The following is a 23915-nucleotide window of genomic DNA, read 5'->3' on the forward strand; positions in this document are numbered from 1 at the left end:
AGTAAATTATGTCTTTAACCATTGATAATTTAAAAGCCCAAAATCTTATCCTATTTGAATGTATCTCTGGTTCTCGTGCCTACGGGCTAGACACCCCCACATCGGACACCGACATCAAAGGTGTGTTTTATTTGCCCAAAGAACGCTTTTACAGTTTACAAAGCGACTATATCCCTCAAGTCAGCAACGAAACCAACGATATCGTTTATTACGAACTTGGACGATTTGTCGAATTGCTTTTGCAAAACAATCCCAATATTATGGAACTGCTGGCGACACCTGCCGATAAAGTGCTGTATCGCCATCCCATTATGGAGAGTCTAAAGCCTGAATGGTTTATCAGCAAACTGTGTGAAAAAACCTTTGCGGGCTTTGCCCATAGCCAAATTAAAAAAGCCCGTGGCTTAAACAAAAAAATCGTCAATCCGATGGAAAAAGAGAAAAAGAGTCTGCTTAATTTTTGCGTGGTATTTAGCAATGGCAAAAGTATTAATTTACAGCAATGGCTTCAGAAAAATAACTTAAACCAACGTCAAATCGGACTAGCGGTCATGCCCCATGCCACGCAAATGTACGCCATGTATATCGATGATGGTGAGCAAGGCTTTCACGGCATTATGCAAAAAGATAACGCCACTCAAGTGAGTTTATCGAGTATCCCTAAAGGGATGACCCCTGTGGGCTATCTATCGTGCAATCTGATGGGCTACAGCAAATACTGCAAAGACTACAGCGAATATTGGGAGTGGGTCGAAAATCGTAATGAAGAACGCTACCAAACGACTATTTCACATGGCAAGCAATACGATGCCAAAAACATGATGCACACCATTCGCTTGCTACAAACCGCCCTTGATATCGCCAAAACTGGTAAAGTGATTGTCAAACGCCCCAATCGGCACGAATTACTGGCGATTAAAGCAGGGCAGAGTGATTATAAGACGCTAGTAAAGATGGCGGATGAGTTAACGATTGAGATTAGCCGAGCGTTTAGAGATAGCAATTTAACTGGTGAGCCGAATCGTAAGGAAGTTTTGGAACAGCTGGTAAAAATTAGACAGTATATTTATAGCTAAAATCTTGAATATATTTGTCAGCTTGCCTTGAATGTATTGGCTAAATTATATAAATTTGTTCATATCTACTAACTTATGTGCTTTAAATAGAGTATAAGTATCATTATTAGCATGTTTTTTTTTGGAGAAATTTTGTGGATGGACTAGCTGGGCAAACGATAGCACTGAATAACGATGACCCAGAATACAAAATAAAGCTATCTGCATCATCACCGGCTGATTTTGATGTGGCTTTGTTTGGACTGGACAAAGATTTGAAGCTGAGCAATGAGGATTATATGATTTTTTATAATCAGCCGCTTAGTCCTTGTCACAGTTTAGAGCTAGTCGATCATACAAAAAACTTCGCCAGCTTTCGAGCTAACTTGCATACGTTAAATTCCCAAATCCAACATCTGTTTTTAACTTTGACGACTGATAGTCATCAACCCATCTCTAAAATCTCCAATTTACATATACAGCTGTACAATAAACAACATCTCATCAATAAATTTGAAATCAATACCAACCCATTTCAGCAACAGCAATCTATTTTGTTATTTCGGCTTGATAAAGTTGATGGTACTTGGATCTTGAAACCCACAAACCAAGGATTTGATGGGGATTTAGCCGATTTAGTGAAATTTTTTGGCGGGGTAATTGAAGAAGAGAATGATTTGACAAGTGGCAACGAGAGGATATCGCAAAACGAAAATCACAATTACGATGACAGTCACAATGCACTAGCTATTGAAGCGTCGCTATCTACTATAGAAGATAGGCAATCAAATGAAAGTGGTGGCGAGCTACTTTCAAGGGAAGAACCAGTCATGGCCAATCATACAGATACATCATTAGTAAATGATATCAACTTATTACAAGATAAAGCAAAAGATTTTATTAACTATATTAATAGCTTACACAATCTAAATGCGTCAGGTGTTAATGCCTTGGCTGAGTCTCAATCCAACTCACCTTATTTTGAGGAGATTTATACGCCTTTTCCTGTGGTCGATACCATCAGAAAATTGATTGAAGGTCATAATAATAACATTGTCGTTTTAACAGGTCATGCAGGCGATGGTAAATCAACGATTGCGTTTGATGTCTTAAAAACCTTACAAAAATTAGATACCAATTATCAGGCTAAAACTTTTAAAGAGTATGAGTATGTAGATAAACATAATCTGCACGTGTTAAAAGATATGAGTGAACTGAGTTCCGACACCCGCTCACATTATCTTTCGCAAGCGTTTGGTAGCAAGGGAAATTGGATCATTGTTAGTAATACCGGACCCTTGCTGACTTCAATAACAGAGGCTTTAGAACATACTAACCTGCAAGGTAAAGACAATTTATCAAAAATTTTAGAAATTCTCAGTCAAGACTTAGATATACTAGACGATGCAGCAGAGCTTGAACGATTAAAACTCGATGTTGATGGTAAAAATCTATACATCATCAATATTGCCAAGCTCGATAACATTGAAATAGCCCTGCAAATTTTTCAGAAAATCATTGAAAATAAAGCATGGGATTTAATCACTCAGAATTATCCAACGCACCCCATCACGTTAAATCGTCAGACAATCTATAATCATTTCGATGAAGTAATAGATAGCATTCGTCTAACCTACCTGTATCTTATCAATTATGAGCGTCGCTTAACACTAAGACAAATGCTGGCACATTTAGCGTCATCTATCACGATGGGCTATACATTAACTGACGACATTGAACATACTATTTTGTTTAGTGATGCGTTTTTTGGACGGGTAGATGCCAATATTTGGCACAAAGCCAAAAACTTAAAATTGATTGAGCTTCTTTCACGTCTAAATCTTGGCGGATATACCAGTTTGGAAGTAGAAAATATCATCACCAGCCATGATGCTTTTAGCGACATTGATGAACCATTAAAATCCATTATACAAGGCTATATTCAAAGGGATAACGATAGCTATTCGTCGAAAATCAAATCTTCGCTACGACGTATCCTATTCATGTATGGCTTAAATGCCAAATCGAAAGATGCTAAGGCTCACTTTTTGGGGTCACCGAGCATTCGCAAATTTAGTAACTGGCGATTAGACCAAGAAAGTTTTTCAGACGATGCAAGAAGCATTAAAAAGGCTTGTTTAACTGCCTTAAACCTATTCTATAGTAGTAGTCAAGATGCTAAAAATCTCAATATCACCTTAAAACGCTCGGACTCGTCCGTATTTCAAATAGCCCAATTACGCATTTGTAGTGTTCCTGAAAGTTCGTTTTCTGTGGATTATGATGCTGTCAAAAATCTTCCGTTTTTTTATGTCAAATCCAATAAAAAAATTCGTTTAGATTTGAGTTTACCGTTATTTGATTATATCGATAATATTTTGGCAAATGATATTTCAGATTCCTTAAATCCCATCTATAAGACCCAGCTTGAGAAGTTTAAGTTGAATCAAATTGAATTAAAAGCTGCTTAATTATGAACTTTGTCGATGTTGAACCCACGCTAGAAAACTATTGGCGAGCCATTATCTTATTTGGTAAAAATACCGCTTCATACAAATTTGCCCTTGCCAAAAGCTTAATCGATGTCAGTTTGGATAGAAAAAGTGACTTAATTACCCTTGATGATTTGGCGTTGCCGTATGCGTTGCACCTTGCCGAACACATTAAACATAGTCCTAAACAATCTACTTTTAAAACCAGTCAATTTATCCAAGCTTGCCAAGAATATAACGAAGGCAAAATTGACGAAGATAAATTAATTCAAATCACCAAGAAAGAAGGCTTCAAATATGTTTTAGACGCTTTTCATGTGGTAAATACCAAAGCCATTCAAGAACGATTTTATGACGTTGTTAATAAGGAATTCTTTATTGATGAACGCAAATTTAACAAAGGGATTCGCTTAACCGATAATCTTTTTAAACTATTTTATCTGTATGACAACTCCGCAAAAGATTTAAACCAAGAAACTGAATCTCGTTGGAATTTGGTTGAAAAGGCATGGGAATTAAACCTTAATAAAAACTTGATTGCCGTTGAATTTGACCAAGAAACCAAACAGCTTTTTACCCATGATACCAAGCACCGCAGAACCAATATTACCACCTCTCGTGGGGCGTTAAATGGCTACCAAAAAAGTCGGTGTTTTTACTGTTTTAAAGAAATCAGTATTTCATCAGATGATGATTTACTCGCTGATGTTGACCACTTTTTCCCGCATATTTTAAAACCTGACGTGTCAACCGCTGGGTGTTGTCGTCCTGTTAATGTCGATGGGGTTTGGAATTTGGTTTTATCCTGTTCTGAATGCAATCGTGGCGAGAGTGGCAAGTTTGCCCAAGTACCGACGATTGAGTTGCTAGAGCGTTTGCACACTCGCAATGAATATCTGATAGGTAGTCATCACCCTTTGCGAGAAACGCTGATTATGCAAACAGGTAACAATGAGCGTGACCGTAAATACTTTTTGGACAAATCCTATCGTTTCTCAAAGGAACGCCTTATTCATAACTGGCAACCAAAGCCACAAGGGTTGAGCATTTTTTAATGACTATCTTAGATTACTATCAAACCCATGCTAAAGATTTTTTTAGCCAAACGATTAATGTAGATATGCAAAATGTTTATCAGCCATTTTTAGAGAATTTGCCAAGCGGTAAGCAGACTATTTTGGATGTTGGGTGTGGTTCGGGGCGTGATAGCATTTTTTTCTCAAACCAAGGTTTTGCTGTTACCGCCATTGATGGTAGTAAAAATTTGATTGATTTAGCCAAGCAAACTGATACGCGTACTGATTGGCAATGTTTAACTTTTGATGAAATCGCTAATCAAAACTGGCAAAGTCATTTTACAGGTGTTTGGGCGTGTGCGTCTTTGCTTCATGTACCTTTTGATGACTTGCCAAAGATTCTAAATGATTTACTCAGTTGCTTAAAACCCAATGGCATTCTTTATGCTTCTTTTAAATATGGGGACAGCGAACGAAAAAAAGAGGGTCGATTTTTTTGTGATATCAATGAAGAAAGATGGCAATTTATAACGCAACAGCTTAACAAGATTATTTTAATTCAAAATTGGCACAGCCAAGATAATCGAGCCGACAGAAGGGAAACTTGGTTTAATTGCCTTTTAAGTAAAACATAGCTAGAAATCCTCATTCGAATCATATATTTTGTTATGAGAAGCAGAATGTCATTGACGAATACATTGAAAAATTAAGTGAAATTTATAATTGTTTAGATGAAGATATTCTTTTTACTTCAAATGCAACTGAAGCAAATAATCTAGCGATTTTTTCTGGTATTAAACTGGCAAGACACGAAAATCCGCTGGCAGATACAGTTTTAACCAGTTTTTTGGAGCATAAATCCGTCTTAGTTCCATTAAAGGTTTTTACACAGCAATTGGGTCTCAATTTAGTCTTTTTAAAGCTGACTCAAGAGGGGCGAATTGACTTGGAAGATCTCAATAAAAAAATTGAAGAATATATCGTACTTTGGATATCCGCTTGTATGACAAACGGCGAGATTGGCACAAATCAACCAATACAGCAACTTGCTCAGATTTGTTCCGAGAATGGTATTGTCATTCATGTTGATGCGTCACAAGCAGGATATTGTGATATTGACTTCGATGAGTTGAGTATTGATTATCTAACGATTTCAGGACATAAAATATATGGTCCTACTGGTATTGGATTACTTATCTCAAAGCATTTACAGGATAATGAATTCGAGCCAATGATTTATGGTGGAGGGCAACAAAATGGACTTCGTTCTGGCACATTACCGACACCATTGATTGTCGGATTGACGAAAGCTGTAGAAATTCTTCAAGAAGTTAAAGAGAGTGAAACACAGCAACTTGCTGAGTTAAAAAGTTATTTATTACGTCAGTTACAAGCTAAGTTCGAGGTTAAAGTCCAAGGTAGTTTAATTAATCGTCACCCCGGTAATCTGCATGTATCAATACAAGGGATAGATTCACTAAAATTACTCAATAACTTGCAACCTCATATCGCATTTTCTTTAGGTTCTGCTTGTAATGGTTTAAATCGTGATTATCCTTCACTGATGAAGGAAATTGGCGTCGATAAAGACGAATTTGAAAGTTCGTTTCGTATTACTGTAGGACGAATGACAACGAAGGAAGAAATTGATTTTGCTATTCAGAAAATTAGTGAATTCCTAAAGCTAGAACATAGCGCTTTAAGATTTTAAACAATATATTATTGGAGTTATAAAAGTTATAAATATATCGGCACGCTGAAACTCGCTATATTAGCGGTTCTTAGGCTTAATAAGTGTACAATTTGTTTGTTTGCGATGTACAGTTTATTGGTTTTTAATGTACAAATGATTGGCTAAAGATGTACGTTTTATTGGTTTGTGATGTACGGTTTATTGGTTGAATTTTTTGAAGTGATTTTTTAGTAAACTCTCATAATAAAAGGTTTTTGTTATTACTTCGTAATCTTTAACAGTTGGTGTAATTTAAGGTATTTTGGCACTTTGCCTCCCAAAAATGGCACTTTTATAATGGATTTCGTAAAATTCATTATGAGTATGACCATGTCTGGGCAAAATTCTTTTTATTTAAAATCTGATTCTATCATGATAACTAAATCAAATACACTGGTGGAAGCTTGCTATGACTTATCTGTAGCCGAACATGATTTGATGACGCTTGCTATCAATAAAATGCACAAACAGCCCACAGGCACCAATAAGGTGACAATTAGTGCCAAAGAATTTGCTACCGCTAATAAGGTGACGGATAACTATGCCTACAAAACCCTAAAAGATACAGCCAAAACTCTAGCAGAAAGAAAACTTAAATTCCCCCTCTATGTTGATAATAATATTCAAGGTAATGATAAATCTCAGAAACTCTGTGTTCTAAAGCCTAACCACAAAAATTTTACCATTCTAAAGGTAGAATATCACTGGCTCCAAGGTATTTCTTACCAAGACCAGGAAGGTTATATTTTACTGCATTTTTCTGACCCACTCGCCTTTTTGATTGAACACACCAATCAAGCCTACACCAAATATGACTACATCAAGACGGTTAATTTTAAAGGCTTTAGCAGTAAAAGAATGTATGAATAGCCACCTTTTTAACCCACAGCCAAATTTTTTATACCCCACAACCAACTAACCACAAAGCAGATTTACTTTGTTTGGTAATCTGAGGCGTGGATAGCGGTGTTTGGCTAATATTATGGGTAAGCTCGCTCACATTAAGACCGCAACTGGTCAAAAGCGCGGATAATAATTGATATTTGACGGCATAATTCATGTTCTGGGTATTGGCAATGGTATGGGTAACCATACCGACGACTTCGCCTGTGGGAAGCAGAAGCGGACTGCCACTTGAGCCAGGCTGAATTGGCGCAGTAAACTGCATAAAACGAATATCATTGCCAATGCCTTGTAGCCCTGCAATATTGCCTTGGGTGACTTGTAATTGACTACCCAGACCTGTTAGCGGAAAACCAAGCGTGGTAATCTGCTCACCCAGCAAATCATAGCCACGTTCTCGCACGGGCAGATAACTTGGTAAAGGCTGATTGACTTTAAGTAACGCGGTGTCACTACCTTCATCTGACAGCACCACTTGGCATTCTATATCGGGATAGCCTTGTTGACGCAGTGCGATTTGCGTTGCCCCGTCCACCACATGCTCACAAGTGAGTAAATGATAGGGATCAATTGCAAAAGCCGTCCCAGTCCAAGTGTCACCTGGCTGAGGGCGAGGACGTCTGGTGTCTGGTATGGCGTGCAAAACGTTGCCTGTCGTCATGTTATTAGGGTAACGGGCGTCAAGGCTGATTTGTAAACGTTCGGCAAAATTGGCTAGACTTTGATTAGATGTTTCCGCGAGTGCTCGGCATTTATATTGCCCATTACGCTGGTAGATCTCCAGTACAATACTGGCTTTGATATGGCGCTCTGGCGTATGAAACGCATAGTCAATATCGCTAGCGACTTCGATACCCAGGACTTTGATACCCAGATCATTGACTTCCACGGCTGGGGCAATCACACTAGCGTCTTGGTAAGCATACACGATCAGTTGCAGATACTGGGTTTGATTTTGGGAAAACACATGGGCTAAGTCTAATGTCCAAACATGGCTTTTGTCACTCTCGACTGTCACCGCTGCCCAATCTTTGCTTTCATGCAGATAAGCAGGGCTGGTAGTTGCTCGGCGACTTGCATCCATCGCTATCCAAACGCAGCCCATCTCAACCCCAAAACGACTGGCATTTTGGCTGGTTACTACCACTTGGCAAGGCGTGTGGGGGATAGGCGTATTTGCCCCAAGTACCAAAGTTGGCATCGTGTTTCCTTATTATTTTTTTTTATTATCCGAATAAAAAAATACCCCATTGACAGCAAATAGGGCATTTTTATCTACAATTAGACGTTAGGCATGTGGTGTAATGGCCGGCATCAAATCATGAAAGGTACGACCACTGGCAATTTCACCAATGGCATGCATTTTCCATTCACCATTGTGGCGATAAATCTTTGCCAGAATCAGCGCGGTATGACTGCCTTGGGCTGATAAGTTATAGCGAGCCACTTCGCTATTATTGCCGGCATTAACGATACGACAAAACGCATTGGCAACTTTCTCAAACGTTTGACCCGTAAAGCTATTCACGGTAAATACCAGTGACTGTACATGAGCAGGGACACGAGATAAATCGACATTGATGACTTCATCATCGCCATCCCCTGCGCCTGTGCGGTTATCGCCTGTATGAATGATACTACCGTCCTTTGACTGCAGTTGACCAAACCAAATTGCATCGATGGGCTGTTTACTCGCGTCAAACATGATGCAAGATGCATCCAAATCGATACTATCATTATTACCGCCGCCACCGAATAGGCTGCCCAAAAAGCCACCGGATTTTGGGCTGGATGCAACATCCCACCCTAGACCCATTTTGATACGAGTCAGTGCCGTGCCTGCTTCTTTATCAAGTGAAATTTTTTGTCCTTTTTGTAGACTAACCGCCATCTTTATATCCTTTATTTAATGAATTTTTATAGTTATTTTAATGGTAAATTGCTGCTTAAAATCCGATTCAGCCGATATTTACGCCATATTGTTGGCACATAGCTGCTAAGCCACCTGCATAGCCTTGACCCACCGCACGAAATTTCCATTCGCCATTGTGTTTGTAGACTTCGCCAAATACCATAGCAGTTTCGATGGAATAGTCTTCTGCTAAGTCAAACCGTACTACCTCTGCCCCTGTTTCTTCATTGACCACACGAATGAAGGCATTGGATACTTGACCAAAGTTTTGATTACGAGCTTGGGCATCGTGGATGGTCACAGTGACAGCAATTTTTTCAATATCGGCTGGTACTTGTGACAGGTTGACTTTAATCACTTCGTCATCACCGTCACCTGCCCCTGAGCGGTTGTCCCCGGTATGTTCGACTGCACCGTTGTCAGATTTTAGTTGGTTATAAAAAATAAAGTCATGGTCACCGCGTACTTTGCCCATATTATTAAGCAAAAATACGCTGGCATCTAAGTCAAATTCTGCCCCTGATGTGGCACGCTCATCCCAACCTAGACCAATTAATAACCGTGTTAGGGTAGGATCTGTTTTTGACAGGGATAAGTTACCGCCTTTATTGAGTGAAATGGCCATTTTGCTCTCCTATACTATAGTATGTATTATCCAAATTTATTTGATGATGTTTTTCTCTATCAAATTAAACAATTATCTGTATAAAGTCAAAGTTCTATTCGTTATTTTAATGCCTTAATTATTATATTTTTTTAGAAACTTAAAAATGAATTAAGTAAGAACTTCCTCACAATCTTTTCAATAATAAAGTAAGGAAAGCCAGACTGGTAAATTGAAGGCTAGTATTTAAAAGCGACTTGACTAGTCGCCGTGTGGCGAAAGCTATGGAAAATAAAGGCATGTTCTTCAAGTCAACTATCCCACAGCATCGTTGCTAAATTGGCAAAAAAGTCAAGGGTAATGGCTGACTACCATCACCGATTGAGAATAATTAGGTGTGTTTTAAGCATCTTTTACGAGTGATAAATTGCTCAAAATTTTCAAACTCAGAAAAGGGCTCGAAAATGGTAAGTTTAGTAATTAAATTGCTATCGCATAATTCTCTTTAATTTAGCCTCATTTAACCAACTGGGGAACTCTTCTAATAACAGCTCATACAAGCGCTCATCGCTGATACCGGTGATACGCTCTAACTCGAAGAAATTGCAATTATCAATCATACGGCCTGTCATATCATCGAGTTTTTCAAGCACCCCATAATTGCGACCGCCAATGCCAACAAACTGCCAAAAAATGGGTAGCGTTGCTGCCTGCGTTAAAACCTTTTGCATTTGCCTGCCACTGCCCACACCACCATCAGAGATAAACAACACATACACAGGGATACCATCGTCAAACTGCTGATAGTAGTTAATCACTGCTTCAATCGCCGGTATCTCTTGATTGATCCTTGCGCCCACCTGCCAGTTGCGCCAACCGCGCTTGGTTGTTTGAATAAATTGATTTACATTGGTTAAAGTGACATCATCAAGCTGCGTGGTATATTGAGCAAATGCCCAACATTCAAAACTACCGTCATTGTCAAAGTTAATTGCCAATGGCATAAGACGATCAACCACTTTTTGCACATCGCCATTATGATATTGATGGTTCATTGAGCCTGAGGCATCTAGCACTAAAGCGACACGTGCTTGTACATCAAGTAGGTTTTTCTTTTCCAGTTGTATCAGTGACTTTTTGGTTAAATCAATAATGCTGGCGTTACCTGTTTTCTCTGCTTTTTCTAAGGAAATCTTCTTTTTTAAATCAATTTTGGATAGTTGTGGGGTGGTGGGCGCAGTTGGTGCGGCTTGGGTAGGCGTTTCTTCCGCCACTTCACCACCGAAATGCTTGATTAAGGCTGCCAACCCACCATTAAAACCTTGTCCCACTGCATTCATGCGCCAAATATTATTTTTTTTATAAAGCTCGAGTGCCATTAACGCCTTTTCTTGCTGAAACATACTGCCGTCAATTGGAAAGCTTGCGACCGTCTGCTGCTGAGATTGCAAGTTAATTGCCATTGCTGGCAACTGTGCCATGGTTTGATGACCATCAATGGTTAAGGTTAATACCAAGCGTTCAATTTGCGGGGTTAAAGTGGCCAAATTGACATCGAAGCTGACAATTTGACTATCATTTTGGGTGAGCTTTAGGCTACCGCACGGGCTTTGGGGCTGGTTATAAAATATCATGTAGGCTTCGTCGCTAAGCTTACCCTGACTGTCTAAACCAAACAGTGCGATGTCTAAGTTTAAATTGCTGGGTGGAGTAGTTGCTAAGCTAAAACTCAGCGGATTGTTTAATACATCTGATAGTTTAAGTTTTTGTCCACGAATAAGCTGCATCTGTAAATCCTTATTTATTATTGTTGGTCATTGTTATTTTATTAGCACAACCAATTAACATGAGAGCATCTTTATAGGGCTACATACTAACGGTTTAATTGTTGACCCAATTGCATCGCCATCGCGATATTATAGGCAGTTTTTTCAACATTCTGTTTTGCTAAAGCAAGGGCTTCATCAAGCGAGCCTAAAGTTTGAATACTGGGAATCGCTATTGTAAAACCATCGTCTTTCCAATGGCTGCAGGGGTCATCGACCACGCCACAAATGGCGATAACGGGCACATTGACTGCTTTGGCAAGTGATAGCACGCCCGATGCCACTTTGCCCATGGAGGTTTGAAAATCCATCTTCCCTTCACCGGTGATGACCAAATCTGCTTGCTGAATCATTTGCTCAAGATTACTAAAATCACTTACCAACTGAAACCCGCCAGTCAGTGTTGCCGATAAAAACGTCATTAACGCAAAACCCAAACCGCCTGCGGCACCTGCGCCTGCTTCATTACGATTATCGGGGAAATTTTGACGGCTGGCAATATTAGCAAAATGGTTAAGTGCATTATCTAAAATAACGATATCGTCTAGCGTCGCCCCTTTTTGCGGGGCATACACATGGCTAGCACCGAGTTTGCCACATAATGGATTAGTCACATCACAGGCGACAGTAATACTAATATCAGCGATTTTATCGTTAACTGCATGGTTATCAATGAACGCCAATGCCGCTAATGCTTTACCGCCTTGCGCAAGCTCATGATGCTGTGCATCCAAGAAACGATAGCCCAAGGCCTTTAGCATACCTGTACCTGCATCATTGGTGGCACTGCCACCGATACCCAGGATAATATGTTTTGCGCCTTTATCAATCGCATCAACTAGCATTTCCCCCACGCCATAAGTGGTCGTGATACCTGGGTCTCGCTCTGATTGTGTCAGTAGGTGTAAGCCAGCACAGCTTGCCATCTCAATAATGGCGGTTTGATTGGGCAGTAGCACATAGCTTGCCTCAATCGGGCGCATCAAAGGGTCATGTGCAATAATACGTTGCCATTCGCCAGACAGCGTTTCTTTAAGCGCAGCAGCCGTGCCTTCACCACCATCTGCCATTGGGATTTTAATGAGGTCAGCCTCTTTAAAAACAGTGGTAAATCCTGTCTCAATGGCATCACACACTTCACTGGCAGTGAGACTTTCTTTAAATGAATCTGGGGCAATAACAATTTTCACGATGCTTTTCCTAAAGTTATTTTATGACAGGGTATGACTTAAAGCAGAATAATCGATAATAACCAGATAAACACCATGCTAACGACTCCTTGGATACCTGTAGCGACAGTATGTGCTTTATAGGCTTGTGGCACATTCATACGACTAAACTGACTGACAACCCAAAAATAGCTATCGTTGGCATGTGATACGGTCATCGCGCCTGCCCAAATTGCCATGACACAAAGCACTCGCCCCATATCACTGTTCATCCCAATTTGCCCTAACACTACAGACATACCGTATTATTTCTAGAGATAATTTTGGCGCCTTGCGATACTTAATTTAGGACTAAAAAGGCGTTTGCTTGGCTCGAGAAAAATAGACGCTTATGGAAAAACTGTGAGCGTCATTTAAATTCGAGCTTTCAATTTACCAATCTCGCTTTCATCGCTTTATTATTGAAAGGATTGTGCACAGGTTCTAAGCATTCGATACTACCAGCGCATACAAAAAAGGTGAGCAGCTAAATCGCCTGCGGGGTCTCAAGTTCTACTATCAGGCTGCTTGTATCAAGCTGCTTGATGAAATCTACTCACTTTTTTTCAGCTTTTTGAGTCAAGTAAGTTATCATAGCTATCATTGGATTGCGCCGCCTACAAGTTTGCTATCTTTATCTGTTATGACGGTTGTTTTTACGATAATTTGCACCGCAGAGCGCAGCATGGGTAATGACATACTTGGGTCATTAGGTTGAAGCACGGTTTGCTGTGGCAAATAAGGAATATGTACAAACCCTGATTTTCTTATACCATAACGCTTGGCAAGGTGTTGCAGACCAAAGAACACATGATTGCAAACAAATGTCCCTGCCGTGTTGGAAACTGCGCTTGGAATGCCATGCTGACTTAAAGATGCGACAATGGCTTTGATGGGTAAAGTGCTAAAATAGGCAGCTTGGGCATCAGCAATGACTGCCTCATCAATCGGTTGTTTGCTGGCATTATCACGGATACGGGCATCGTCAATATTGATTGCCACTCGCTCAGGGGTAATAGCAGCACGTCCGCCTGCTTGCCCAAAACAAATTACGATATCAGGCTTTACTTCGATAATCGCTTTTTCTAACGTCTCAATACTTGCCCCAAACACACAAGGCAAGCAACGAGCGACGATATGGATATTATCAAACGTTTGCTTATCATACAGTTTGACCATTTCCCAAGAAGGATTGCTAGGCTCACCGCCAAATGCTTCAAAACCTGTTAATAATACCGTATTCATCGTCGCTTCCTTTTTATATTGAATTTTTGAGTATTTTGTATATACCGTTAAAACGCCAATACATACATCAATAACACATTGACCGCCAGTAGCGGTAGTGCGGTACCGATTTGGGCTTTAATCACTGCATTTTTGTCCTCTAGCTCAAGCAGTGCAGATGGGATAATGTTAAAGTTGGCCGCCATCGGCGTCATTAATGTGCCACAGTAGCCGCTAAACATCCCAATCGCGCACACTACCGCAGGGTTAGCATGGTGCTGAAGTATCAAAATAGGCAAGCCGATACCCGCAGTGATCACAGGAAAGGCAGCAAACGCGTTACCCATAATCATAGTGAAAACTGCCATACCCACACAATACGCCGCCACGGCGATAAAGCGGTTATCCACAGCCAAAAAGTCTGTGGTTATTTGAGCAATCGCCTTACCCACGCCGGCATCGGTAAAAATAATACCAAGCACAGCAAGCAGCTGCGGCAATACTACTGCCCAGCCCATAGCGTCGAGTAAACGGCGAGATTCTTTCATTGATTGCATTGGCGTTTCACGTGTGATCCAACATGCTAGCCCTAGCGCAATAATTGAGGCAACCCCAAGTCCTGCTAAGGTTTCATTCTTATCAGGGAAAAGTCGCAATGTGCCAAAATGGGCGTTTTTGAGTACCACAGCACAGATAATGGTAAAAAACGGAATCGCCAGAGCAGGTATAAACAATCTATTTTTTAGACGGGCAGCGCGCTCTTGTAGGGCTGTAACCGATGGCATATCCACTTTGCCCGCTGCCACGCCATTGATACCTGCAATCACACCCATTATTACTACTAACAAACCAACAAATAAAGGCGGAATAAAATTGCCTATAAGAAAAATTAATCCATAGGCTCCCCAAAAAAAGCCACTGCTCAACCGCTTTGGATTGGTGCTGTCTGATAATGTCAGTGCCGATGTAATCAGTAAAATAATGCCGACCAACCAATACAGATAATCCATTTTAATTAATGATTCCATTGTGATTATCCTCTGTATTGGCTATTAGGTGGCAGCATACGATTGAGTTGATTATCAAGACGATACAAGCGCATTGAATGAATCAAAAACGCAAAAATCGCTGTTGGAATACCCCAAAGTGCTATTTTCAGTGGATCGACATCAATACCACCTGTGGTTTTCATAAAGGTTTGCATGAGAACAATAGAGCCAAATGCCACAAAAATATCTTCACCGAAAAACAAGCCCACATTGTCGGTAGCAGCACTCATAGCACGCAATTTGTTGCTCACCGCTTGGGGTAATTGTTGAAAACGGTTCATAAACGCGCCTTCTGCCATTGGCACCACCAATGGGCGCACCATTTGTGGATGTCCGCCAAGACTCGTCAAACCTAAAGCAGCTGTTACTTCACGAATAAATAAATACACGATTAATAGTCGGCCTGCTGTGGCGGATTTGATGCGAGCGACCCAGTTTTGGGCATGTTCTTTTAAACCATTTCGTTCAAGCAATCCGATAATGGCAAGTGGTAAAATAATAATCAAAGATAAAGTACGTGTTTTTAAAAACCCTGAACCCAGCTTGGTTAAAATCACATCAATTGGCATAGCTGCCAAAAATCCTGTGATAATACCAGCGACCAATACCACTAAAGCGGCATTTAAACGTAGCATGAATCCTACGATAATGACTAAAATCCCTAGCAATGGCCAGTAATTAATGACCTCACTCATACTTCCTCCAAAATTGTTAATTTTAATTACCACGCTGAACTTTTAATAATTTAATAAAAAGCTGCATGCACCGTGCCAAATATCTCTTCTTCATCTAATATCTAAAAATTTTTGTAAAATACCGTTTTTAAGATGATTGATGGGTTTGTTGTTTGCTATCATAGTTTTACTTCGTTAAAACTATTCATACAAAATATTGTATAGATAAATTTAACTATGGTATAGTCAGTTAGTAATAAAATATTACGATTTTAAATGGTGGCTATATTGAGAGATTTAATTCAGCAAATATTATAAAAATCATTGTAATTACAAACATCTAATAAAAACATTGCTTTAGGGGTTATGGTATGAATATTGACTTACATCAGGTCGCTGCGTTAATTAAAATTGCTGAACAATCCAACATTGATGAGCTCGAAATTACACAGAATCAAACAAATATACGTATCACCTGTCGCCATAGTGCTCACGCTCACAGCTTGCCACAGCATTATCATGAAGTAGCGGCTCAAAATCCATCAGGTTTACCCCAAGCAGTCTCTACGCAATCGTCTCATCATTATGATTCGAATCATGCAGTTACGTCACCTGTAGACGTCACACACAAAGCAGTCTTAACTACTGAAGCTAGCCAAAGTAATCAAGCTGACGCTGTCGCAACCCAGACTATCGTATCGCCCATGGTCGGCACTTTTTATCGCAGATCTAGCCCAGACACTCCCGTGTTTGTAGAAGTGGGTCAAACCGTGGCAGTCGGTGATACCTTGTGTATCGTTGAAGCGATGAAAATTATGCATGAAGTCAAAGCCGAGCAATCAGGCGTGATTCAAGCGATTTTAGTGAATGACGGTGACATGGTCGAATATGCTCAAACCTTATTTAGCCTTGCCTAAGATAAGAGGTAGCGTTTCTAAATTAACCCAATAACATCAAATTTACTCCGTAAGGACAGCTTTTTTCATGACAACTGCGAACCTTCATTCTCATCAGCCTATCGCAAAACTGTTCGACAAAATTCTGATTGCCAATCGTGGTGAAATCGCGCTACGCATCATCCGTGCGTGCAAACAACTAGGCATCACATCTGTGCTTGTGCATTCTGAAGCCGATAGAGATTCGCTGCCTGCTCGCTTGGCCGATGAAACTGTATGTATCGGGCCTGCCAATGCCACTCATAGTTATCTCAATCAGCAAGCGATTTTGGCAGCGGCTGATTTGACCCAAGCCAATGCCATTCACCCGGGCTATGGTTTTTTGGCGGAAAATGCTGAGTTTGCTGAACGCATTGAACAAGCAGGACTGACTTTTATTGGACCCAGCGCTGATAATATCCGGCAAATGGGTGATAAAGTCGCCGCCAAAAAAGCCATGCTAGCGGCTGGCGTGCCTTGTGTACCAGGCTCAGATGGGGCGTTGCCCGATGATGACGACGAGATTTTTGCAATTGCCGAAGCTGTGGGATATCCAGTGATTATCAAAGCGGCGGGTGGTGGTGGTGGGCGCGGTATGCGAGTAGTAAACCGCCGTGAGGACTTGATTGGCTCAGTTGCCATGACCAAAAAAGAAGCCGATTCCGCCTTTGGCAATCCTGTGGTTTATATGGAGCGATATCTACAACAGCCTAGACATATTGAGATTCAAGTGATTGCCGACCATTACGGTCATGCCGTACACCTAGGCGAACGAGATTGCTCTAGCCAACGCCGTCACCAAAAAGTGGTCGAAGAAGCGCCTGCGCCATATATCAGCGATGCAGAGCGCCAAAAAATCGGACAGGCGTGTGCAACAGCCTGTGAGCAAATGGGCTATCGCGGGGTGGGGACGTTTGAGTTTTTATATGAAAACGGCGATTTCTTCTTTATTGAAATGAATACCCGTATCCAAGTTGAGCATCCTGTAACTGAGCTAGTAACGGGGATTGATTTAATCAGCGAGCAAATCAAAGTGGCCAGTGGTTTTGAGCTAGGTTTTCAACAATCGGATATTTTGCTTCAAGGTCATGCCTTTGAGTGTCGTATCAACGCTGAACACCCTTTTACCTTTATGCCGAGTGCGGGCAAAATCGACTATTGTCATCTGCCAGGCGGTAATGGCGTGCGTGTCGATAGCCATATCGAATCGGGCTATCGTATTCCGACCAATTATGACAGCTTGATTGCCAAAGTCTGTGTCCATGCAGCGACCCGTGAGTTGGCATTACAAAAAATGCAGTCTGCACTTAATGAACTCACGGTGACAGGCATTATGACCAACAAAGCCTTACACCAACGATTCTTGGCAGATGCAGGGTTTCAAGCAGGTGGCACTAGCATTCATTATCTTAGTCAATGGCTTGAGAGCAACCAAGACAGCTTGCAAGTCATCGAAGATAAGCTCCAAGCTCCCAATACTACCCAAAACCGCTAATCACATTAGCCAATACGCTGTGCAAAGCGTGTTGGTAAGCTGTATTGGCAAAGAATATTGACCCATTGCTGGATAATAAGATGTTATGAGCCATCAAGATTTTATGACGCATCAACCAACCACAGCCAAACCTATGTGGCATATCTGTAATGAGCAGTGTGTGACGCTGTTTTTACCCAAGCCTGTCACCCTAGCGCAGCAACAACTGTGTTGGGGGTTGGCAGAAAAAATTCCCCAACTTGATGACATCAAAGCCTGTGTAAAAGAAACCGTGGTGGGCATGAACACCCTGAGCGTGTATACCGAAGATTTAACGGTGAGCCAGCTTTTAGAGCTAAAAAATTATCTTGATCAGATTAGCCAAGATACGCAATTTATCAAACACATCGAAGGGCGCCATATCGAAATTCCTGTACGATATGGCGGTGATTATGGTCCTGATTTATTGGATTTGGCGAAACAAAAAAATATGACGGTGCGTGAATTGGTGGAACGTCATACCGCACCGATTTATACCGTGTATTTTATCGGTTTTCAACCGGGCTTCCCGTATTTGGGTGGATTGGATACTGCATTGTACTCATCACGCCATGCCACGCCACGCTTACAAGTGCCTGCAGGCTCTGTGGGTATTGGCGGCGAGCAGACAGGCATTTACCCATTTGCATCGCCCGGGGGTTGGCAATTGCTCGGTCATACTGACTTACCGTTATTTAACCTACAAAATGACCAACCGACGCTATTACAAGCAGGCGATACGTTAAGCTTTATCGCTATTGAGGTGATTGAGGGGAAAAAATGAAAATTACTGCAATCACCGCCATGGTCAGCCTACAAGACTTAGGTCGCTTTGGTCAAAGACGCTTTGGTATTGGCACGAGTGGTGCGATGGACAGCTGGGCAGTCAAGGCGGGCAATACCTTACTTAATAACTCACAAAATACTGTAGCAATCGAAGTTACGTTGGGCGGCATCACACTTGCATTTGATGACAGCGATGTCGATGCGGTCACTGGCGACCTTACGGTGTGTTTAACAGGGGCATTATACGAAGCCTATGTGACCGATGACGCCAAGCAAACCCGAGAGCGGGTGCCCAATGGTTGGCGAGTTGCCATCAAGGCAGGACAATGCCTAGAATTGGTAAGAGCCATTCAAGGCATGCATGGCTATATTTGTATTCAAGGTGGATTGGCGCTAGTGCCAATTTTGGGCTCAGCAAGTACCAACGCCAAGGCAGAATTCGGCGGCTATCACGGCCGCTTGTTAAAAGTAGGTGACGTATTAACGGTCACCGATAGGCAACGCCCCAAGCTGACTCGCTTGGGTATGACACAGTTTGAAGACAGTCAAAACTTTGCTACAGCCCAGAACGTACTTCCTGTGATTCGTATTGTTAAAAATAGCGAAGCCGATTATTTTACCCAAGATGCGTTATCGAAATTGACTGAGCAACCTTATAAATTACTCAGTAGTAGTAATCGCATGGGCTATCGCTTAGAAGGCAAGCACACCTTGGAACTCATTAATCCGCTACAGATGAATTCTCATGGCGTGGACATCGGTATGATACAAGTGCCGCCCCAAGGTCAGCCGATTGTACTGATGGCAGATGCCCAAACCACGGGTGGTTACCCCAAAATAGCCAGTATTATTCAAGCGGATATTGGCAAATTTGCGCAATTACGCTTTGGGCAATCTTGTCAGTTTCAATGGGTGACATTAGAAGAAGCCATCACTGCCAAGCAAGCACGACAACGTCATATTCAGCAAATAAACACCTTTGCACAGGAAAAATAAGTATGACAACAACCAATTTAACCATCGATTTGAATGCAGACGTCGCCGAAGGTTGTGGACGAGATGACAAACTACTGACCATCGTCAGCTCTGCCAATATTTGCTGCGCACTGCATGCTGGCTCACCCAGCGAGATGTTAAAAACTTTGCAACTTGCCAAACAGCACGGCATCAGGGTCGGTGCTCACCCAAGCTTCGATGATAGACAAAACTTTGGGCGCAGTAATCATACGCTACCTGATGACGAGCTCAAAGCGGTACTGCTGTATCAGTTAGGGGCAATCCAATCGTTATGTGACTTAGTCGGTGTGTCGCTTGAATATATCAAACCGCATGGGGCACTGTACAATCAAGCTGCCAAGGATGCTCATTTGGCGACTGTTATCGCCCAAACTATCAAAGCGTTTAACCCGAAACTCTCGGTCATGGGTTTGTCGGGCAGTGAACTAATTAAGGCTGCCCAACAGCATGGACTCGTTGCCGAATCAGAAGTGTTTGCTGACCGCCGTTATGAAGATAATGGGGCGCTGGTCGCGCGCAGCCAGCCCAATGCCGTGATTGACAACGATGATGAAGCCCTTGCCCAAGTCTTACAAATGATAGAAAACGGCACTGTCACCAGCATCAATGGCAAAACTGTCAAGGTGCAAGTCGACAGTATTTGCTTGCATGGCGACAGTGAACATGCAGAGCAATTTGCCAAGCGTATTCAAACTACATTGCAACAGCAAGGCATTAATATTCAGGCAACAACCCATTTTAAGTAATAACCAAAAAGAAAATAAAATATAGCTAACGGGTAGTGTATGGACATTCAGCAAATTCAAGATATCGTTAATTTGGTCGCCAATAGTCAGGTAGCAGAAGTGGAAATCAAAGTCCACGGCGACATCATTCGTATCAAAAATCGCCAACAATTAAGAGTACTCGCCAATGATGACCAACTAGCGTCATCCAAAGAGATAGCGAGTCTACAAACGACGCATATTCAGCCACCATCAGACACCACGCCTATCATTAAATCTAAGCATATTGGACGACTCAAGCTATCAGCAGATGCGATAAGTGAGCCTTTGGTCAAAATTGGCGATAAGGTGCAAGAAGGCGATACAATTGCTTTTGTAGCATGTATGGCACAGATGTTACCAATTACGGCCGATCAATCAGGTTATGTCTCTGATATCTTGCTTCAAGACAATACCAAAGTAGAGTATGGCACGCCGATATTTCAACTTAAGCTATGAGCTCAGTTAGATGTCGGTGATAGTTAAGCCGATTTTGAGCCATCCAAAGGTCTTACATTATTTTTTAACCCATGTATGGCTTTGTTTTCCGCTTTAATATCTCGGTATGGGTGACAACGTTTGCCATTTTTTGGGTAGTAAAAAATGGTATTTCAGCGTCCATTCGTGCAGGAATTTCAACGGTTTCATAAGCAAAGCTCGACTTTGACATACTGTTTGTCTATCCATTGCTTTTCAATTGCCTCGCTACGTTTTTTGGTTTGGGTCGTTTTTGCGTTATTTGATGACTGGCTAAAAGCTCTGCTACGTCATTTGCCATGGCTCTGGGAATCACAGGCATGGTCAGCAGTCGCTACAAGACGCATTAACCCTTACAGCGTTTTTCGAAAATCACTGGCTGACATATTAAACTGCTGTTGAAAGGCTCTGGAAAAAGATGCCAGATTAAAAAAGCCAGTCGCCATGGAAATGGTGGTCACTGGCATGGTAGTATGTTGGAGTAGGTTTTTAGCATGCTCTAATCGTAAATTAAGATAATACTGTTGGGGTGAGACCCCTAGTTGTTTGGCAAACTGCCGCTGTAGTTGTCTTTCAGAAATGCCGACATATTTAGCAATGTCCGCTAGCATGAGCGGTTCTTCGATATTGGTTTTCATTAACGTGATAGCATCGATGACATGGGCGTAGCTATGACTGAGGTTCTTTGGTTTGGGTAAATGCTGGATGCTCACCGGCTCTCGGATAGTGGTGATGACAAACATGTCTTGAATTTTTTCAACGATTTCTCGCCCAAAGTGCTGCTTGATGATGTGCAGGGTCATATCAAGCGCACATACCCCGCCAGAGCAGGTGTAGAGCCGATCACCAATGGTAAAAATATGGTTTAAGAATTTTACATTGCCAAATTGTTCCTGAGCCAGGGTAACATTTTCCCAATGCAGCGAGGCTGATTGATTGGCTAACAACCCTGCATTCGCAAGCGCTATTGCCCCTGTACAAAGCCCCCCTAACGCAATATCCCGAACAGCTAAACGCTCCACAATCCCCTTTAGCGCCTCTGTCATTAAATTTTCGGCTTCATAGCCACCGCAGATAAACACGAGTTCACAATCAAATAGATGTTTGATTTCAGCGGTATGAGAGACTTGTACCCCATTACTGGCACTGGTCTGATGACCCGCAAAACCACTAATAATCCAGCTATATAGTGGCTGACTACTGACATAGTTTGCCATTCGTAACGGCTCGATGACATTGCTAAAAGCCATCATGGTAAAGCCATCAATCAGTAAAAAACCAATTTTTTTAATATTCGCTGTCATAAATAAAGTATGAATGGACAAGCTGTGTTGTCGTAATTAGTCAAAAAAATGTCGTCTTATGAAAAACTGACTTTTTAAATTTGCGTATGATGAGGGATGTGGAGAGCAAAGACTTTCTTAACATCAACCTAAACCTCGTGAGGCGCAAACAATGAATCAGTCAGTTGAACATATGATAAATCAAGCGGGTAGTCTGGATACTGCACTTAGCATGCCAAGCTTAATCCAAATCAGAAATGGCGAGAAAGTCAAGCCGACTTTTAGCGCCCAAGAATACCAAAACCGCCAACAAAAGCTTAAAGCCTATATGGCAAAAAGCGACATTGATAGCGTGTTATTCACCTCCTATCACAATATCAACTACTATGCAGACTTCTTATATTGCTCATTTGGACGCTTCTATGGTCTGGTCATCGACCAAGACAAGGTAGTGACTATCTCCGCCAATATCGACGGTGGACAGCCTTGGCGACGTACCATGGGCGATGACAATATCGTCTATACCGACTGGCAACGTGATAACTACTTTAAAGCCGTGGCAAGTCAAATCAACAACAAAGGCAGAGTGGGGATTGAATACGATCACTTACCTGTCGAACGTTTGAAAAAACTCCAAGACGCCTTGCCCAATGTCGAGTTTGTCGATATCAGCCAAGCTTGTATGAAAATGCGAATGGTGAAATCAGCCGAGGAAATCGCCCTTATCAAGCAAGGTGCACAGGTTTGTGACATTGGTGGGGCAGCGCTCGTCAACGCCGTGCATGAAGGGGTTCCTGAGTATGAGGTAGCGTTAGCCTCTACGCAAGCGATGGTACGAGAAATCGGGCAACGCTTTGAACATGTCGAGCTCATGGATACTTGGACGTGGTTTCAATCAGGTATCAACACCGATGGCGCACACAATCCTGTGACCAATCGCAAAGTGCAGCGCAATGATATTTTAAGCTTAAACTGCTTTTCGATGATTGCAGGCTACTATGTGGCGCTGGAGCGTACGCTGTATTTTGGTGAACCTGATGCGGCAACGCTCAAATATTGGGAAATTAACTGCAAAGTGCATGAAGAAGGCATAAAACTCATCAAACCTGGCGTTCGTTGCTGTGATATCGCTTTAGAGCTCAACAAAATCTATGCCGAATATGGCATTTTAGACCGCCGCACCTTTGGGTATGGGCACTCATTTGGCGTATTGTCACACTACTATGGTCGTGAAGCAGGGTTAGAATTGCGTGAAGACATTGATACGGTACTTGAGCCAAATATGGTCATCTCAATGGAACCGATGATTATGATTCCAGAAGGTATGGCAGGGGCAGGCGGTTATCGTGAACATGATATTTTGGTTTTAACTGAAACAGGCGCTGACAATATCACAGGCTTCGTTTATGGTCCCGCGCATAACATTATCAGTTAGCTTACTTTAG

General features: G+C 41.7%; 23 protein-coding genes and 1 pseudogene. 13 read left to right on the forward strand and 11 right to left on the reverse strand.

Annotated features, from left to right (window positions below):
- The first annotated feature begins 8 nt into the window (after positions 1–8).
- The 6 genes from RT064_RS06340 to RT064_RS06365 all read left to right on the forward strand — a co-directional run bounded on the left by RT064_RS06340 (position 9) and on the right by RT064_RS06365 (position 7165).
- Positions 9–1076: a nucleotidyltransferase domain-containing protein gene (locus RT064_RS06340; RefSeq protein ID WP_313062494.1), complete on the forward strand. Its 1068-nt coding sequence runs from the start codon at positions 9–11 to the stop codon at positions 1074–1076.
- Positions 1077–1210: 134 nt separating this feature from the next.
- A complete protein-coding gene (locus RT064_RS06345) occupies positions 1211–3526 on the forward strand; it encodes a TerD family protein (RefSeq protein WP_313062495.1) in 2316 nt (771 codons plus the stop codon).
- A gap of 2 nt (positions 3527–3528) precedes the next feature.
- The gene (locus RT064_RS06350) at positions 3529–4602 is read left to right on the forward strand and encodes an HNH endonuclease family protein (protein ID WP_313062496.1); all 1074 of its coding nucleotides are present in this window, start codon (positions 3529–3531) and stop codon (positions 4600–4602) included.
- Positions 4602–5198 (forward strand): class I SAM-dependent methyltransferase, encoded by a 597-nt coding sequence (locus RT064_RS06355; RefSeq protein WP_313062497.1) that lies wholly within the window; start codon positions 4602–4604, stop codon positions 5196–5198. The genes RT064_RS06350 and RT064_RS06355 overlap by 1 nt, the downstream gene beginning before the upstream one ends.
- Positions 5199–5221: 23 nt before the next feature.
- Positions 5222–6274 carry a cysteine desulfurase family protein gene (locus RT064_RS06360; protein ID WP_313062522.1) on the forward strand — a complete coding sequence of 351 codons (1053 nt, stop codon included), beginning with the start codon at positions 5222–5224 and terminating at the stop codon, positions 6272–6274.
- A gap of 351 nt (positions 6275–6625) precedes the next feature.
- Complete coding sequence (locus tag RT064_RS06365) at positions 6626–7165, forward strand: replication initiation protein (protein WP_313062498.1); 540 nt, start codon at positions 6626–6628, stop codon at positions 7163–7165.
- Between the two features lie 28 nt (positions 7166–7193).
- On the opposite strand, the gene RT064_RS06370 is transcribed toward RT064_RS06365, so the two are convergent.
- The 10 genes and pseudogenes from RT064_RS06370 to RT064_RS06410 form a co-directional block, all read right to left on the reverse strand.
- Positions 7194–8399 carry a S1 family peptidase gene (locus RT064_RS06370; protein ID WP_313062499.1) on the reverse strand — a complete coding sequence of 402 codons (1206 nt, stop codon included), beginning with the start codon at positions 8397–8399 and terminating at the stop codon, positions 7194–7196.
- A gap of 87 nt (positions 8400–8486) precedes the next feature.
- Positions 8487–9089: a TerD family protein gene (locus tag RT064_RS06375; RefSeq protein ID WP_313062500.1), complete on the reverse strand. Its 603-nt coding sequence runs from the start codon at positions 9087–9089 to the stop codon at positions 8487–8489.
- A gap of 67 nt (positions 9090–9156) precedes the next feature.
- Complete coding sequence (locus RT064_RS06380; protein WP_188875545.1) at positions 9157–9735, reverse strand: TerD family protein; 579 nt, start codon at positions 9733–9735, stop codon at positions 9157–9159.
- A 166-nt stretch (positions 9736–9901) separates the two neighbouring features.
- Positions 9902–9985, reverse strand: a pseudogene (locus tag RT064_RS10995) (IS5/IS1182 family transposase); the annotation flags it as partial.
- Between the two features lie 217 nt (positions 9986–10202).
- A complete protein-coding gene (locus RT064_RS06385) occupies positions 10203–11501 on the reverse strand; it encodes a vWA domain-containing protein (protein WP_313062501.1) in 1299 nt (432 codons plus the stop codon).
- Between the two features lie 86 nt (positions 11502–11587).
- Complete coding sequence (locus RT064_RS06390; protein WP_313062502.1) at positions 11588–12730, reverse strand: glycerate kinase; 1143 nt, start codon at positions 12728–12730, stop codon at positions 11588–11590.
- Between the two features lie 38 nt (positions 12731–12768).
- Positions 12769–13008 carry a GntT/GntP/DsdX family permease gene (locus RT064_RS06395; protein WP_313062503.1) on the reverse strand — a complete coding sequence of 80 codons (240 nt, stop codon included), beginning with the start codon at positions 13006–13008 and terminating at the stop codon, positions 12769–12771.
- Positions 13009–13348: 340 nt separating this feature from the next.
- On the reverse strand, positions 13349–13993 hold the full coding sequence (pcp, locus tag RT064_RS06400; RefSeq protein WP_313062504.1) for a pyroglutamyl-peptidase I: 645 nt from the start codon (positions 13991–13993) through the stop codon (positions 13349–13351).
- A 47-nt stretch (positions 13994–14040) separates the two neighbouring features.
- Entirely contained in the window at positions 14041–15000 is a 960-nt protein-coding gene (locus RT064_RS06405) for a DUF979 domain-containing protein (protein WP_313062505.1), read from the reverse strand.
- Between the two features lie 5 nt (positions 15001–15005).
- On the reverse strand, positions 15006–15716 hold the full coding sequence (locus RT064_RS06410) for a DUF969 domain-containing protein (RefSeq protein ID WP_313062506.1): 711 nt from the start codon (positions 15714–15716) through the stop codon (positions 15006–15008).
- Between the two features lie 350 nt (positions 15717–16066).
- On the opposite strand from RT064_RS06410, the gene accB reads away from it, so the two are divergent.
- From accB to RT064_RS06440, 6 genes are all read left to right on the forward strand, one after another.
- Positions 16067–16612 (forward strand): acetyl-CoA carboxylase biotin carboxyl carrier protein, encoded by a 546-nt coding sequence (gene accB / locus RT064_RS06415; protein WP_313062507.1) that lies wholly within the window; start codon positions 16067–16069, stop codon positions 16610–16612.
- Positions 16613–16721: 109 nt separating this feature from the next.
- The gene (gene accC, locus RT064_RS06420; RefSeq protein WP_313062523.1) at positions 16722–18125 is read left to right on the forward strand and encodes an acetyl-CoA carboxylase biotin carboxylase subunit; all 1404 of its coding nucleotides are present in this window, start codon (positions 16722–16724) and stop codon (positions 18123–18125) included.
- A gap of 85 nt (positions 18126–18210) precedes the next feature.
- A complete protein-coding gene (gene pxpB, locus RT064_RS06425) occupies positions 18211–18927 on the forward strand; it encodes a 5-oxoprolinase subunit PxpB (RefSeq protein WP_313062508.1) in 717 nt (238 codons plus the stop codon).
- On the forward strand, positions 18924–19925 hold the full coding sequence (locus tag RT064_RS06430) for a 5-oxoprolinase subunit C family protein (protein WP_313062509.1): 1002 nt from the start codon (positions 18924–18926) through the stop codon (positions 19923–19925). The genes pxpB and RT064_RS06430 overlap by 4 nt, the downstream gene beginning before the upstream one ends.
- A gap of 2 nt (positions 19926–19927) precedes the next feature.
- A complete protein-coding gene (pxpA, locus tag RT064_RS06435; protein WP_313062510.1) occupies positions 19928–20692 on the forward strand; it encodes a 5-oxoprolinase subunit PxpA in 765 nt (254 codons plus the stop codon).
- 39 nt (positions 20693–20731) lie between these two features.
- Positions 20732–21169: an acetyl-CoA carboxylase biotin carboxyl carrier protein gene (locus tag RT064_RS06440; protein ID WP_313062511.1), complete on the forward strand. Its 438-nt coding sequence runs from the start codon at positions 20732–20734 to the stop codon at positions 21167–21169.
- Positions 21170–21540: 371 nt separating this feature from the next.
- On the opposite strand, the gene RT064_RS06445 is transcribed toward RT064_RS06440, so the two are convergent.
- Entirely contained in the window at positions 21541–22491 is a 951-nt protein-coding gene (locus RT064_RS06445; protein ID WP_313062512.1) for a GlxA family transcriptional regulator, read from the reverse strand.
- A gap of 172 nt (positions 22492–22663) precedes the next feature.
- Between RT064_RS06445 and RT064_RS06450 the strand changes: the two genes are divergently transcribed.
- Positions 22664–23905 (forward strand): aminopeptidase P family protein, encoded by a 1242-nt coding sequence (locus RT064_RS06450; RefSeq protein WP_409519538.1) that lies wholly within the window; start codon positions 22664–22666, stop codon positions 23903–23905.
- Positions 23906–23915 lie beyond the last annotated feature (10 nt).

This window comes from Moraxella sp. CTOTU49097 (assembly GCF_032064105.1).
Lineage (GTDB): Bacteria > Pseudomonadota > Gammaproteobacteria > Pseudomonadales > Moraxellaceae > Faucicola > Faucicola osloensis_B.

Excerpts from the sequence above, each read along its gene's own strand:
- pcp (WP_313062504.1), bottom strand. The coding sequence starts at position 13,993 with ATGAATACGGTATTATTAACAGGTTTTGAAGCATTTGGCGGTGAGCCT.
- RT064_RS06430 (WP_313062509.1), top strand. The coding sequence starts at position 18,924 with ATGAAAATTACTGCAATCACCGCCATGGTCAGCCTACAAGACTTAGGT.
- RT064_RS06355 (WP_313062497.1), top strand. The coding sequence starts at position 4,602 with ATGACTATCTTAGATTACTATCAAACCCATGCTAAAGATTTTTTTAGC.
- RT064_RS06365 (WP_313062498.1), top strand. The coding sequence starts at position 6,626 with ATGTCTGGGCAAAATTCTTTTTATTTAAAATCTGATTCTATCATGATA.
- RT064_RS06450 (WP_409519538.1), top strand. The coding sequence starts at position 22,664 with ATGATAAATCAAGCGGGTAGTCTGGATACTGCACTTAGCATGCCAAGC.
- RT064_RS06340 (WP_313062494.1), top strand. The coding sequence starts at position 9 with ATGTCTTTAACCATTGATAATTTAAAAGCCCAAAATCTTATCCTATTT.
- RT064_RS06375 (WP_313062500.1), bottom strand. The coding sequence starts at position 9,089 with ATGGCGGTTAGTCTACAAAAAGGACAAAAAATTTCACTTGATAAAGAA.
- pxpB (WP_313062508.1), top strand. The coding sequence starts at position 18,211 with ATGAGCCATCAAGATTTTATGACGCATCAACCAACCACAGCCAAACCT.
- RT064_RS06385 (WP_313062501.1), bottom strand. The coding sequence starts at position 11,501 with ATGCAGCTTATTCGTGGACAAAAACTTAAACTATCAGATGTATTAAAC.
- RT064_RS06405 (WP_313062505.1), bottom strand. The coding sequence starts at position 15,000 with ATGGAATCATTAATTAAAATGGATTATCTGTATTGGTTGGTCGGCATT.
- pxpA (WP_313062510.1), top strand. The coding sequence starts at position 19,928 with ATGACAACAACCAATTTAACCATCGATTTGAATGCAGACGTCGCCGAA.
- RT064_RS06440 (WP_313062511.1), top strand. The coding sequence starts at position 20,732 with ATGGACATTCAGCAAATTCAAGATATCGTTAATTTGGTCGCCAATAGT.
- RT064_RS06395 (WP_313062503.1), bottom strand. The coding sequence starts at position 13,008 with ATGTCTGTAGTGTTAGGGCAAATTGGGATGAACAGTGATATGGGGCGA.
- RT064_RS06350 (WP_313062496.1), top strand. The coding sequence starts at position 3,529 with ATGAACTTTGTCGATGTTGAACCCACGCTAGAAAACTATTGGCGAGCC.
- RT064_RS06370 (WP_313062499.1), bottom strand. The coding sequence starts at position 8,399 with ATGCCAACTTTGGTACTTGGGGCAAATACGCCTATCCCCCACACGCCT.
- RT064_RS06445 (WP_313062512.1), bottom strand. The coding sequence starts at position 22,491 with ATGACAGCGAATATTAAAAAAATTGGTTTTTTACTGATTGATGGCTTT.
- RT064_RS06380 (WP_188875545.1), bottom strand. The coding sequence starts at position 9,735 with ATGGCCATTTCACTCAATAAAGGCGGTAACTTATCCCTGTCAAAAACA.
- accB (WP_313062507.1), top strand. The coding sequence starts at position 16,067 with ATGAATATTGACTTACATCAGGTCGCTGCGTTAATTAAAATTGCTGAA.
- RT064_RS06410 (WP_313062506.1), bottom strand. The coding sequence starts at position 15,716 with ATGAGTGAGGTCATTAATTACTGGCCATTGCTAGGGATTTTAGTCATT.